The following is a 13254-nucleotide window of genomic DNA, read 5'->3' on the forward strand; positions in this document are numbered from 1 at the left end:
CCAGAGTTTCCCGCATGACCTATATCGTGAATGACGCCTGCATCGCCTGCAAATACACCGACTGCGTCGAAGTATGTCCGGTGGATTGCTTCTACGAAGGCGAGAACATGCTGGTGATCCACCCCGATGAATGCATCGACTGCGGTGTATGCGAACCGGAATGCCCCGCGGATGCCATCCGTCCGGACACTGAGCCGGATATGGAGAAGTGGGTGGAGTTTAACCGGAAATATTCCGAGCTTTGGCCTGTCATCATCACTAAGAAAGATCCGCTGCCCGAGGCAGAGGAAATGGATGGGAAAGATGGCAAAATGGAGCTCTTCTCGGAAAAACCGGGCGAGGGCGGCTGATCTTTCGCTGATTCGGTTCTGCCGGGCGTCTTAATACCGATAGAACGCGCGCTAAACTGCTGAAACGACCGGAAATTCACCAAGTTGATCTTGGGGTAGCTTTCGGAAGGCGTGATTCTGTGCTATGCTATCTTCAAGCTGTAACACACGAGCCTGATAATGTTTCGACCCTGCTGCCAAGGTTGACCTCACATTTCTAGATCAGACGCACCCGAACGCACGCCGCTTAGGCTGCGCTTCGCCTGCGTTTTACGTGCTGTTCAGGTGTCTGAGTTAATGGCGGGGTATCCCCCGCGCGCCAAGGAGCGATCTATATGACCAAATCGAAGAAGCTTGATTTCCGCCCGAATGAGTTTGTCGTCTACCCTGCGCATGGCGTGGGTCAGATCGTCTCGATCGAGGAGCAGGAAGTGGCCGGCATCAAGCTGGAGCTGTTCGTGATCTCTTTTGAGAAAGACAAGATGACGCTGCGGGTGCCGACCCATAAAGCGACCGAGATCGGCATGCGGGCGCTGTCCACGCCGGACGTGATCAACCACGCGATGAAGACCCTCAAGGGTAAGGCCAAGGTCAAACGCGCCATGTGGTCCCGCCGCGCGCAGGAGTATGAGCAAAAGATCAACTCCGGCGATCTGATTGCCATTGCCGAGGTCGTGCGCGACTTGCACCGCACCGACGACCAGCGCGAGCAAAGCTACTCTGAGCGTCAGCTTTACGAAGCCGCGCTTGAGCGTCTGACCCGCGAAGTGGCCGCCGTGTCCGGTGGGGATGAACTGGCTGCTGCGAAACAGGTCGGTGATGTGCTGGAAAGCCGCGTCGCCGCTTAAGGGCATCGCTGAGCTAAGAACAAGCCGCGTCCCTTCGGGGGGCGCGGTTTTTCGTTAGGGAATGGCCTGCCAGCCATAGGCCATCATTTGGCAACCGATCAGCAGGGCGATCTCTGTTACTTGCTGCGTTGCACCTAATACGTCGCCCGTTTGTCCGCCGATCTTGCGCTTGGCGATCTGCCGGACCAACAGCGCAGCGACCAGCCCCAAAAGCGCCAAGCGCCATGCCGAATAGACCGGTGCCGCCACGATGAGCAGCACCCCGATCAGCACCGCAACTGCCGTCGCCAATGCGCCGGGGCGGCCGGTGCGATTTGACAGCCCGTCGCGGCGGACCGTGGGCAGGCTGTCCATCACCCAAACCATCGCAGCACGTGAACCGCAGGCGGCAACGATCAGCGCCCAGACGAGCGCACCGTCGGTGATCAATTCGCTTATGAGATACCAACGCAGCAGCAACGACAGCACCAGCGCCACGACGCCGTAGGTGCCAATTACGCTGTCTTTCATAATGTGCAGCCGCTTGTCTGCCGTCCAAGCGCCCCAGAACCCATCCGCACAATCCGCCAGACCGTCTTCGTGCATCGCCCCGCTAAGCATGACGGTGGTAATCAGCACGAATGCGGCGGCGAGCGGCGGGGTGGCCCCCATCCGCGTCAGGGCCAGCCCCACGCCGCCCGCGATGAAGGCCAGCACGATACCCACCAGCGGATAGGCCCAAGCACTGCGCGCGGGGGGACGGTGTGCTTCGGTCGGGAAATGAAAATGTGGCAAGGGCAGGCGGGTCAGTAGGGCAAAGGCCACAGCAATGTCGCGGGCGCGAAAGGCCCCCTTCAGGACTGAGATGTCGGAAATGGCCATTTATTCGCCCCTTCGGCACTTTAAGCGGGGACAGGCTAAGGCTAGAAACGAAGAAATATCAATCCGCAAAGGGCAGCATATGACCACGTCTCTCGCCAGTCTCGCCGAATTTCGCAATCTTTTGCGGTCTATGCCCGAATGTGACGCTGAGGCGATGGAGGAAGCGCGTGCCCATAATGGTATTCTGACAAAACCCCCCGGCGCGCTTGGCCGTCTCGAGGATCTGGCGGTTTGGTATCGCGGCTGGCGCGGCGGTCCGCAGGTCGAGATTGCATCACCCCAGATCATTGTTTTTGCTGGCAATCACGGGGTGGCGGCACGGGGTGTTTCGGCTTTTCCAGCAGAGGTTACGGCACAGATGGTGGCGAACTTTCAGCACGGGGGCGCTGCGATAAATCAGATCGCACGGGTGAACGGAGCGACCCTTGATGTGGTGCCGCTGGCACTGGACAAACCGACGCAAGATTTTACCGTTGCATCTGCGATGACGGACGCAGAGCTTTTGGATGCCCTGTGTGCCGGTTGGGATGCGGTGAACAGCGATGCCGATCTGCTTGTGGTCGGTGAAATGGGCATCGCCAACACCACGTCCGCCGCCGCTTTGGCCAGCGCGCTGTTGGGCGGGGGAAGCAGGTTCTGGACAGGGCGTGGCACTGGCGTCGATGACGCGGGCCTCTTGTTGAAAACCAAGGTTGTGGACGAAGGTGTCGCGCTTCATGCCGACCACGGTGATGGGCTGGAAACACTGCGCCGGTTGGGGGGGCGTGAGCTGGCGGCGATGGCCGGGGCCATGGCCCGCGCGCGTCAGTTGCGCATTCCTGTGATCCTTGACGGGTTCATCTGTTGTGCTGCCGCGCTTTGCCTTGTGCGCACAGCACCCGGCGCGCTTGATCACTGCGTGGCGGGCCACCTCAGCGCCGAAAGCGGCCACCGCCGACTGTTGGGCGCGATGGACAAAGAACCGCTGCTGGAGTTGAATCTGCGGCTTGGCGAAGGGTCCGGTGCAGGGCTGGCGATTGGCATCCTAAAGGCCGCGCTTGCCTGCCACGCGGGCATGGCGACCTTTGCCGAAGCAGGCGTAAGCGACGCATAAGACGGCGCAGAACGGCCCCGAAGGAAGGGGCAGTTTGCTTAGGTGCTTTCGTCTGCTTTTTCTCCGCCGAGGTTCAGAAAGGCCGTCTCAAGGTCTTTTTGCAGTTCCTTGGCGCGGGCGACGTAGGCGGCGTTCTGCGAGGGCGGCACATCCGGTCGCCAAAGCGCTGCCAATTCGCGCACAGACGAACGGTCATGCGCGTAAAAAAGCTTTTGCGCCTCATTGGCCTCAAAGTTGGAAAGCCCCATGTTTTCCAAGACATAGCGCCCGGCGCGCAGGGAACTGTCGAACATTTCCCGAACGATGTCATTGGACCCTGCTTGATAGTGGCGGTAGACCTCTTCGCGGTCCCGCGCGCGGCTGACGATATGCAAGGAAGGGTTCTCCTTGCGTGCGTAGGAAATTAGCGAAACCGCCGCTTTGGGGTCATCAAGGGCCACCACCAGCACGCTGGCGTCTGGCAGTCCAGCCTTGCGCAGGATGTCAGGACGGGTCGGATCGCCAAGAAACCCTTTAAAACCAAAGCGCCGCATGACGGCGATGGTTTCGGGGTTGTGATCAAGCACGACGGTTTCGAACCCGCTAGCCTGTACCATGCGGTTCACCATTTGGCCAAATCGCCCCACGCCCGCGATGATTACCGGGCCGCTGCTGTCGATCTCATCCGCTATCACAGGGCTGCTGTCATCCATGCGTTTGCTGATCAGGTCGTATAGGATGAACAGCAGCGGCGTGATCAACATCGTCAACGCCACGACCAACAGCAGCGTTTCGGCAATTGGGTCGGGCATGACACCGGTGGCGATGGAGAAGCTGACCAGCACAAAGCCAAATTCACCCGCCTGCGCCAGTGCCAGCGTGAACAGCCACCCATCGCGTCCCTTGAGGCGAAAGAGGCGGCCCAGCACCAGCAGGATCAGCGCTTTGACGATGATCACCAAAAGCGCCATACAGATCAGGATCAGCGGCTTTTCGAACAGCAGGACAAAGTTAATCCCCGCGCCCACGGTGATAAAGAACAGCCCCAGCAGCAGACCTTTGAACGGCTCAAGGTCGGTTTCCAGTTCATGGCGAAACTCGCTGCTGGCCAGCACCACACCAGCAAGGAAGGCGCCAAGCGCAGGCGACAGCCCGACCACCGTCATGAGCGATGAAATCCCCACGACGATCAGCAGGGCCAGCGCCGTATACATCTCGCGCAGTTTAGCAAGGTGGATATAGCGAAACACCGGGCGGGTTAGGTAGATGCCGACCAGAATGATCGCTGCCACGGCCCCGATAGTGACCAGTGTCACGCCCCAACCCGGCAGGCTTTGGACGAAAGTCTGCGCCGCATGTGCCGCGTCATGCGCCTCGGTGCTGAGATGCGCGTTCTCGACCTCTTGCGCGTTGAGAGAGATGGAGCCATCGGGCAGAAGCCCGCCAGAGACACCCGCCGCCAAAAGCGGGAGGAAAGCGAGTATGGGGATCACCGCGATATCTTGGGTGAGCAGTACGGAAAAGACCGACCTGCCGCCTTGGGTCCGCATTAACCCCTTTTCCGAAAGGGTTTGCAGCACGATCGCAGTCGACGAGAGCGCCAGCGTAAGGCCGATCGCCAGCGCCACGCGCCACGGCTGATCATATGCCATCGCGATTGCCATCAGCGCTGCTGTCGACAATAACACCTGTAAACCGCCCAAGCCCAATAGCCGATGCCGCATGTCCCACAAGGCGCGGGGTTCCAGTTCTAAGCCGATAAGGAACAACATCATCACCACGCCGAATTCTGCGAAATGCTGCACGTCTTTCGTCTCGGACCCGACCAAGCCCAGCACCGGGCCAATCAGGATACCAGCGGCGAGATAGCCCAAAACCGACCCCAGCCCCAATCGAGCGGCGATCGGCACGGCGATCACGGCGGCGGCCAGATAAACGGAAGCTTGGAACAGGAAACCTTCCATTGCGGTCCTCTCTTAGGGTCAGGTGGGCAGCGGCCCGTCCTGTTTCAGTTGATCCATGACGATCTGGCTATGCACCCGGCTGACGGCCTGATGTGGCAGAAGGACATCGTGAATAAGCCTGTTAAGGCTCGGCAGATCGTCACAATATACTCTCAAAAGATAGTCCGCATCCCCTGTCATCGTCCACGCGCTCACAATCTCAGGACGGGTGGCCATGAGGCGGGCAAAGCTGGCCGAATGTTCCGGCCCATGAGTGCCCAGATGGACTTGAATAAACCCCTGAACGTTCAGCCCCATCTGCACCGGATCAAGCCGCGCATGATAGCCGCGAATATAGCCTTCGGCCTCAAGCCGTTGCCGCCGCCGCCCCGCTTGGCTGGGGGAAAGGTTAAGCTGCTCACCAAGTTCCTGTGCGGTGAGATGGGCATTTTTCTGTAGCGCCGTAAGCAGCCGCCGATCAATATCATCCAGCATGATGCGTGGTTTCCGCGTGGTTTCACTTCAGTATGCGGCACTTCAGCATATTTGACCATAGTGACGCCGCAATACGCGCAACCTACGCAAAGATGAGGGCGTAGGATGTAGGAAATCCCAAAGCAGAGGAGATCAGACATGGGTCCTTTCCCACATGACGCCCCTAAATCGACCATCACGCCCGAGAACCCAGCAGGCACCGACGGTTTTGAGTTTGTCGAATTTGCCAGCCCCGATCCGCAGGCGCTGCGCGATGTCTTTACCAAGATGGGCTATGCCCATGTCGCCAATCACAAAACCAAAAAGATCGAGCTTTGGCAGCAGGGCGACATTACCTATGTGCTGAATTACGACACGGACAGCTTTGCCGCACGTTTTGTGGATGAACACGGCCCCTGCGCACCTTCGATGGGCTGGCGTGTTGTGGACGCGCAAAAGGCGCTGGACCATGCGGTGGCTAAGGGCGCCGAGGAATATAAAGGCGACGGCAAGGTGCTGGACGTACCCGCGATCATGGGTATTGGCGGGTCGCTGATTTACTTCGTCGACCAGTATTACGACACTTCGCCCTATAACTGGGAATACGACTGGATCGCCACTTCCAAGCCCGAGGGTGTTGGGTTCTACTACCTCGATCACCTCACGCATAATGTCCACAAGGGCAATATGGACGTCTGGTTCAAGTTCTACGGCGATTTGTTCAATTTCCGTGAGATTCGCTTCTTTGACATCGAAGGCAAGTTTACCGGGCTGACCAGCCGTGCGCTGACCTCGCCCTGTGGCCGCATTCGCATCCCGATCAACGAAGACCGCGGCGAGACCGGGCAGATCGTGGCCTATCTGAAGAAATACAACGGCGAGGGCATCCAGCACATCGCCGTGGGCGCGCGCGATATCTATAACGCGACCGATGTGATCGCCGACAACGGTCTAAAGTTCATGCCCGGCCCGCCAGAGACTTACTACAAGATGAGCAAGGACCGCGTGACCGGCCATGAAGAACCGCTGGACCGGATGCAAAAACACGGCATCTTGATTGACGGCGAAGGTGTCGTCGACGGGGGCGAGACGCGCATCCTGTTGCAGATTTTCTCGAAAACCGTGATTGGCCCGATCTTTTTCGAATTCATCGAACGCAAGGGCGATGACGGTTTCGGGGAGGGGAACTTCAAGGCGCTGTTTGAATCGATCGAGCAAGAGCAGATCGACAATGGCGAGCTTGAGGCCTCATAGAACATTCAGGGTGGTTGTGAGATCAAGGGGCGCTTTGGCGCCCCTTTTTGCTGATTGCGCGCCGTTGAGACGTAACCTTAGTTCGGCATCCTCAGCACGACATTTCGGCCCCGGCGGACATAACGCAATTCACTGTCGCCGATTGCCGAAACGCGGCCCCCATCAATGCGGTCGCCCACTTCGACTTTCTGGTAGCGTCCGTTGCTCAGCCGGATCAGTGCCCGGCGGTTCGACGGTTTGCCATAGACCCCGATCAGATTGACATCCCGCAGGTTGATCGCGTTTTTCACCGTGGCCTGTTTCGCGACCGACGTTTTCGACGGGAAGCGGGGCTGCACCGCTTTGGGGGCCACGCTGGCAACCTGCGCAGGTTCGGGACTGCGTGCAGCGCGTTTCACGATACGGTCAAAGTTGCGGGGCCGCGTATCAGGACGGCGCGACTGGGTGGTGGCCTGTTTCGTGGCATTCTGGATCGCTGGTAGCGGGGCAAGGGCGGCGGCAACCGCATCGCTGGTGTCGATCGGGTCAATCGCCACTTCGGGCGCGGCGGCGGCAAGCGCTTCTTCGGCCTCTTCCTGAACCGATTTGGGCCGCAACTGCGGCCGCAGACCTGCAAGTTCAGTGCGCGTCAGCCCATCAAGCTGCGCGCGTTCGTTGGTTTCTTCCAGATCGTCGGGGCGCGTGCGGGGGCGCGTCTCTGCCAAGGTGTTGTCGACCTCTGGAGCGGTCGGCGCAACCTCTGGCCGGGTTAATGTCGCGGGGGGCTCTACGGCGGGGCGCCCGAGGTAGACAAGATGCCCATCGGGGCTCATCGCGCCTTGGGCCGTGGGCTTAACCAGACCTTGGGCATCCAGCGCAAAAACTGTTCCGGCAGCGGCAGGAGAGCTTACCGTGCCGGGTGCCGTGTCCGTGCCAAAACCGCTGGCGGGTGGCAGGGCCACAGCGTCGGTCGTGGTGCTGATCGGGTCAATGCTGGTGAGGTAAAGATCATCAATGTCGATGGCTGCGGCAGGGGCCGGGGGCACATCTGGGGCACGCGCCCAAATGCCGGTTGTGGCATATTTGGCGTCAATCTCGGCCTCTGTCATCTCGGTGATGGGGCGCGGTTGGGGGTCGCGCAGCGCGTCGAGCACGGCCCCGTCTTCATCGGTCAGGCCTGCGTCCAATGCGGCGGTTTCGATTGCATCGGGTTCTGTAGGCTCAGGAGGAAGCGCTGTGATCGCGTCTTCGCTTGTCGGTGTATCAGCCGGGGCCAAAGCTTCGGCGGTACTGCGCGGGCTGCGATCACCGAAAAGCCGCGAAAGCGCGTTGCCTTCATCAAGGAAAATCGACGCCCACGCCGCCACGCCAGCAAGAAATACCAAAAGCGCCGCTGTCAGGATCAGCCCAAGGAAACGCGGTTTGCCACCCACCTCGTTACGTCGGCGCGCGCCAAAGACGGTCATCCGCTCGGCTTCAGAGGAGGGCGAGGCCGCGTTGGGGGCGGTGGCTGCTGACCGTCTGTCTTTTGATGGTTTGGGCTTGCGACGGCTTAGGAACCCGCCGACCGAAGACTGGGCATTGGGGGTCAGCGAACTGCTGTCAGGTGCGGGCGCTGCGGCCTCTGTGGCGGCCTCGACGGTGGCAGGCTCAACCGGCATCTGCGGCGCCAGTGGGGCGGCAGCGGGGGATGGCGCACCGACTGGCAGTGAGGCTGTGCTGGGCGCAGGAGTTGAATTGGGAGCCGTGTTCGGCCCCGCATTCGGTTTGGTGTCTGGTTTGGCAGCAGGCGGGGGCGGCGGTGTGGCCCGGCTCGCGCCGCCAAGGTTCGGAGCATTGTCCGTTCCGCCGCGACGGCTTGCAAAACCCGCAGCCGGGGCGCTGCGCGACGGCGGGGCCGAGAAATCCACCTTGCGCGAAGGCTCCGGCCGAGCGGTCGGCGGTGCGGGGGTTTCACTTTCGCCCTTAGCAGCCGCAGCGAGGGGCGCTGCGGATGCCGCAACGCTTCCGATCGCGGGCGGAGACGTTTCCTCGGGCTCTTCGGGCGTATCAGCCGCGGCCCCCGTCGTAGGGGCGTCAAGCTCTGGCAAATCCTCTTCCAGCGGTGGTGGTGTTTCCGCTGGCGTTGGAGCCAATTCAGGCCCTTTCGAACCGGCTGACGCCTCAGCTGTTTCTACCGGCGCATCCAGATCGGGCAGGTCTTCAACAAGGGGCGGGGGCACGTCATCTGGGGTCGCCTCTAGCTCGGCTGGATGCGAGGGGTCTGGCGCTTGTTCGGGCGCGGCCAATTCAGGCAGGTCTTCTTCAACCGGCGGAGGGGTGTCTTCGGGCGTGGGGGCAAGCTCCGGCTCCGGCTGCTGTGCTGCGGGCACGTCTGCGACGGCGGTCGTTGCATTCGTGTCGGCAATCGGTCCCTCTGGCGCGCTCATCACGCCGGTGATCACGATAGCGGCGGCTTCAGGTTCTACGGATTCGCCAGGCTCCAAAAGCTCTGATGCAGCTTTGGTCGCACCGAAATGGGGCGCACCGTCAAAGGGGTGGGCGGCAGGGGCGGCGGCAAAGCTGACGGGATGGAAACGATGCTCCACCGCGAAGGCTTCGGCCTCCTCCAAGGTTTCGCGCGCCACGGCGGCCACATGGGTTTGCGTGCCATCGGCGCTGACATCAAAGACCAGATCGGCCACAGCATAGGGCGTGGCCCCTTCGAGCGCAGCCGCTGCTGCGGCCCGGCGCGCGGCGCTGTCCGCGCCGGGCGTGTCGATGGTCAGATATTTGATCTGCGCGTCGGGGATCAGCAGCAGACTGCGCAGCCCACCGGAATCAAGCGCCGTGGCGGTTTTGCGCAAAACGGCGAGTTCAGAGGGCAAATCCGTACTGTCGAGCGCCACTTCACCAACAAGCCGCCAGCCGCCCGCCGTGCGGTGGAGCAAACGAATGCCGTCGAACGACAGGGAAAGGGTAAAATTCGGCTTCATCGTAGATGACTTTAGCATGGGGTCGGGCGCACTTACAGGCGCACCGCAGTCAATGCAAAGGATAGAGCAGGAGTTCGCCCAAGGGAAGGGTGTGCGCTGCTTGGGTGCTTGTCAGTGGCGGTATGGGGTGGGCAAATGGCGGCGCATAAAAGCACGGAAAGGGATGAACATGCGACTGATGAACTGGGTGGCGCTTGCGTGGATGGCGGGGGCGGGTATGGTCTCGGCCCAGCAAGGGCCAGAAGAGGGCATTATCGTTACCGGACAAGGCAGTATCGCCGCCGCACCCGATATGGCCACGATCACATTGGGCGTTACCGAAGAGGCCACCACCGCCAAGGCTGCGATGGACAAGGTGACCGAAGCCGTCGCTGCGATTCTCACCCAGCTTGATGCGCAGGGTGTGGCCGCGAGGGACCGTCAGACCAGTCGGTTCTATTTGCGCCCGGTGCATGACCGCCGCCCCGTTGAAGACGGCCAACCGCCCCGTATCACTGGCTATCAAGCGGGTAACTCGGTCACGGTCAAGGTGCGCGATCTGGACCGTCTTGGCGCAATGATGGATGCGGTGATCGACGAGGGCGCGAACGATTTCAACGGCTTGGACTTCGGTCTTCAAGATCCCAAGGATGCGCTGGCCGAAGCGCGCAAAGCCGCTGTTGCGGATGCCTCTGAACGCGCCCGGCAATTGGCGGAGGCTGCGGGGGTGAAGCTTGGTACGCTGATCCGCATGACCGAAAATTCACACTCCCAGCCCAAAATGTTCGAGGCAGCCCGCATGGGCATGGCGATGGATAGTGCCATTGCCGAAGGTGAGGTCGAGGTGCAGGCCGAGGTCTCAATGACCTTTGCGATTGCGCCGGGGCAGTAGGCCGCCTTGGATGAAAGTTCCCCCGCCAAGGTGATCGGCGGGGGGAGATGATTTAGCTGGTTGCTTTTGTCAGCGCTTGATCCAGATCGGCGATCAGATCGTCGGCATCTTCTGTCCCGATAGAAATTCGCACAACACCGGGTCCGGCGCCTGCCGCTTCCTGCTGCTCTTCTGTGAGCTGGCGGTGGGTGGTGGAGGCCGAGTGGATGATCAGCGAGCGCGTGTCGCCCAGGTTCGCCACATGGCTAAAGATATCAAGGCTGTTCACCAGCTTCACGCAGGCATCATAACCGCCTTTAACCGCAAAGGTGAAAAGTCCGCCCGCGCCTTTGGGGCAGACCTTTTGCATCCGCTCGTGATAGGGCGAGGATTTCAACCCGGCATAGGTGACGTAATCAACGCGGTCGTCCTGTTCGAGCCATTCGGCGACCTTTACCGCGTTTTGCACATGCCGATCCATCCGCAGTGACAGGGTCTCGATCCCCATAAGCGTGTAATGCGCCGCCTGTGGGTTCATCGTCATCCCCAGATCACGCAGCCCGATGGCGATGCCGTGGAAGGTGAAGGCCATCGCGCCGAAAGTCTCGTGGAACTTCATCCCGTGATAGGCTTCCTCGGGCTGGCTGAGCGAGGGGAATTTGTCATTCGCGGACCAGTCGAATTTGCCCGAATCCACGACGCAGCCGCCCATGACGGTGCCATTGCCGGTGAGGTATTTTGTTGTGGAATGCACCACCAGCGTGGCCCCATGCTCAATCGGGCGGCAGAGGTAGGGCGTGGCGCTGGTGTTGTCGATGATGAGCGGAATGCCCGCCGCATCGGCCACGTCGGCGATGGCACGTACATCCATGATATAGCCGCCGGGGTTGGCGATGGCTTCGCCAAAGACCGCGCGGGTGTCATCGTCGATGGCATCGGCCACGGCCTGCGGATCGTCGAAGTCGACAAACTTGCAGGACCAGCCAAAGCGCTTGATCGTATGGCTGAACTGCGTGACCGTGCCGCCATAAAGACGGGTGGAGGCGACGATATTCTTGCCCGGTCCCATCAGCGGGAACAGCGCCATGATCTGCGCCGCGTGGCCCGATGAGCAGCAGACAGCGCCGACACCGCCTTCGAGCGTGGCAATCCGCTCTTGCAGAACGGCATTGGTGGGGTTGGTCAGGCGCGAATAGATGTAACCCACCTCTTGGAGGTTAAAGAGCGCCGCCGCGTGGTCGGCATCGCGAAAGACATAGGCCGTGGTCTGGTAAATCGGCGTCTGCCGCGCACCGGTGGCCGGGTCGGGTGTGGCGCCTGCGTGAATCTGCAACGTATCAAATTGATGTTTGGGGCTGTCGGCCATTGGTCTGTCCTCTCAGAAAAATGGATTTCGCGCAGCCTAGGCGCAAAGAACCATCCAGACAACGGGGGACGCAGCCCTCAGCGCATCCAAAAGCCGTTGGATTTGATCCGGTTGCGGATCGCCTGCTCGCGCCGGGGCAGGTTGTCTTGATCAAAAAGCACGCGCACCTTGGCCCCGCGCCCTTGGTACACCATCCGCTTGATCGCATCGCGTTCTTTCAGCAGCTTTTTCATCCGGTTGGGGGCGGTTACGGCCTCTAGCACCTTAATGGCACGGTCGCTTTCACGGGCGTAGAGTAGCGGCAGAAAACGGTAGTGGCAGGACACCGTCCCATCCAGCAGGCCAGAGGGGAGGGCGTCACGCCCGCCGCCGAGGGCGTGGATCACCAGCGGCAGCACGATCTGGTCGAGCCATGGGTCAAAGCTCTGCGCGCAAAGCTCAACCGGAGGGTCGTCACGCACCGCAAGCGCGTAGCGCAAGAAAAGCTCCCCAAATTCGCGGGGGCAGCGGTAGTAGAAGAAGCCCGCGTTAAAATAGAGATAACGGCGCCAATATTCGTCCGGCTGGCTCAGGTCGAGGCTGCTTGCAAAGTCGAGGTCGAACTTGTCGTAAAGTGATTTCCACAGTCCGGTATAGCCCGGCCCGTACAACTGCGGCTCTGGCCATGTCCCCTCGCGCCGCAAAGAGGCGGAGGGGCGGTCAAAGTCGAAAGGCACGTCGTTAAGATCACCGGTGATCAAAGTGTCCGTGTCAAAGAAAACAAAGGGTTCGCCCGCAGGAAGGGCGCTGAGCATCTCGATTTTGTTGCCATAGGGGTAGGCGCTGCCGAAATGCTGGCTCTGGAAAGGGATGAACTCTGCCCCGAGGTCTATAAGTGCATCGCGCAGAGTGTCATTGGCGAGGCGCGGGTCGCCGTCCCAAAGCGGGCCGGGCTGCGGCTCCGCTATCAACAAACGCCCTTTGAAGTCGGGGCAGGAGTGCCTCAGGGAGGCCGCGAAAAGCAGCGCCTCATAGGCCAGACGCCCCTGCTGAGCCACGATGACGACGTTGAAAATTTGCGGGGTACGCGAATTGCGTGTCATACTTGGGCGCGGCCTCATGGTTTTGAACAGTATAGGGGCAAGCTTCTATCGGCAAAAGGTGGCAATTTACGCGGTGTTTTGGGGGGTGGCATGTTAGATTTCTTCTTCGCGGTGGTCGCAATCAGCATTGGGGTGCCTGCCGCGCCATTGGACGGGGTAGGTCGGCCCGGCGTCCTTCTAAGGGCGGAAGCACCAGCAAGCCCTGCAGCCCCGGCGCGACC

At 60.8% G+C, this 13254-nt stretch carries 11 protein-coding genes; 5 read left to right on the plus strand and 6 right to left on the minus strand.

What is annotated here, in order from left to right; translation table 11 throughout:
• Window positions 1–14: 14 nt before the first annotated feature.
• Both fdxA and ACSQ16_RS08540 read left to right on the plus strand, forming a co-directional pair.
• Window positions 15–350: a ferredoxin FdxA gene (gene fdxA / locus ACSQ16_RS08535; protein WP_093925769.1), complete on the plus strand. Its 336-nt coding sequence runs from the start codon at window positions 15–17 to the stop codon at window positions 348–350.
• A 314-nt stretch (window positions 351–664) separates the two neighbouring features.
• On the plus strand, window positions 665–1177 hold the full coding sequence (locus tag ACSQ16_RS08540) for a CarD family transcriptional regulator (protein ID WP_093925770.1): 513 nt from the start codon (window positions 665–667) through the stop codon (window positions 1175–1177).
• A 54-nt stretch (window positions 1178–1231) separates the two neighbouring features.
• Here the strand turns inward: ACSQ16_RS08540 and cobS are convergent, their stop codons facing one another.
• Window positions 1232–2038: an adenosylcobinamide-GDP ribazoletransferase gene (gene cobS, locus ACSQ16_RS08545; protein WP_243260947.1), complete on the minus strand. Its 807-nt coding sequence runs from the start codon at window positions 2036–2038 to the stop codon at window positions 1232–1234.
• A gap of 79 nt (window positions 2039–2117) precedes the next feature.
• Here cobS and cobT point away from each other — a divergent pair, with 79 nt between their 5' ends.
• Window positions 2118–3131 (plus strand): nicotinate-nucleotide--dimethylbenzimidazole phosphoribosyltransferase, encoded by a 1014-nt coding sequence (cobT, locus tag ACSQ16_RS08550; RefSeq protein ID WP_243260946.1) that lies wholly within the window; start codon window positions 2118–2120, stop codon window positions 3129–3131.
• A 38-nt stretch (window positions 3132–3169) separates the two neighbouring features.
• Here the strand turns inward: cobT and ACSQ16_RS08555 are convergent, their stop codons facing one another.
• A complete protein-coding gene (locus tag ACSQ16_RS08555; RefSeq protein ID WP_243260945.1) occupies window positions 3170–5074 on the minus strand; it encodes a monovalent cation:proton antiporter-2 (CPA2) family protein in 1905 nt (634 codons plus the stop codon).
• Window positions 5075–5092: 18 nt separating this feature from the next.
• On the minus strand, window positions 5093–5548 hold the full coding sequence (locus tag ACSQ16_RS08560) for an Lrp/AsnC family transcriptional regulator (RefSeq protein ID WP_093925774.1): 456 nt from the start codon (window positions 5546–5548) through the stop codon (window positions 5093–5095).
• A 138-nt stretch (window positions 5549–5686) separates the two neighbouring features.
• Here ACSQ16_RS08560 and hppD point away from each other — a divergent pair, with 138 nt between their 5' ends.
• A complete protein-coding gene (gene hppD, locus ACSQ16_RS08565) occupies window positions 5687–6781 on the plus strand; it encodes a 4-hydroxyphenylpyruvate dioxygenase (RefSeq protein ID WP_243260944.1) in 1095 nt (364 codons plus the stop codon).
• A 77-nt stretch (window positions 6782–6858) separates the two neighbouring features.
• Here the strand turns inward: hppD and ACSQ16_RS08570 are convergent, their stop codons facing one another.
• On the minus strand, window positions 6859–9735 hold the full coding sequence (locus ACSQ16_RS08570) for a hypothetical protein (protein WP_243260943.1): 2877 nt from the start codon (window positions 9733–9735) through the stop codon (window positions 6859–6861).
• 169 nt (window positions 9736–9904) lie between these two features.
• Here ACSQ16_RS08570 and ACSQ16_RS08575 point away from each other — a divergent pair, with 169 nt between their 5' ends.
• Entirely contained in the window at window positions 9905–10606 is a 702-nt protein-coding gene (locus ACSQ16_RS08575) for an SIMPL domain-containing protein (protein WP_243260942.1), read from the plus strand.
• Between the two features lie 52 nt (window positions 10607–10658).
• Here ACSQ16_RS08575 and ACSQ16_RS08580 read toward each other — a convergent pair whose 3' ends face one another.
• A complete protein-coding gene (locus tag ACSQ16_RS08580; RefSeq protein ID WP_093925778.1) occupies window positions 10659–11951 on the minus strand; it encodes an O-acetylhomoserine aminocarboxypropyltransferase/cysteine synthase family protein in 1293 nt (430 codons plus the stop codon).
• Between the two features lie 77 nt (window positions 11952–12028).
• Window positions 12029–13033 (minus strand): hypothetical protein, encoded by a 1005-nt coding sequence (locus tag ACSQ16_RS08585; protein WP_243260941.1) that lies wholly within the window; start codon window positions 13031–13033, stop codon window positions 12029–12031.
• Window positions 13034–13254: the final 221 nt, after the last annotated feature.

The organism is Sulfitobacter sp. SH24, assembly GCF_965641895.1.
Classification (GTDB): domain Bacteria; phylum Pseudomonadota; class Alphaproteobacteria; order Rhodobacterales; family Rhodobacteraceae; genus Sulfitobacter; species Sulfitobacter dubius.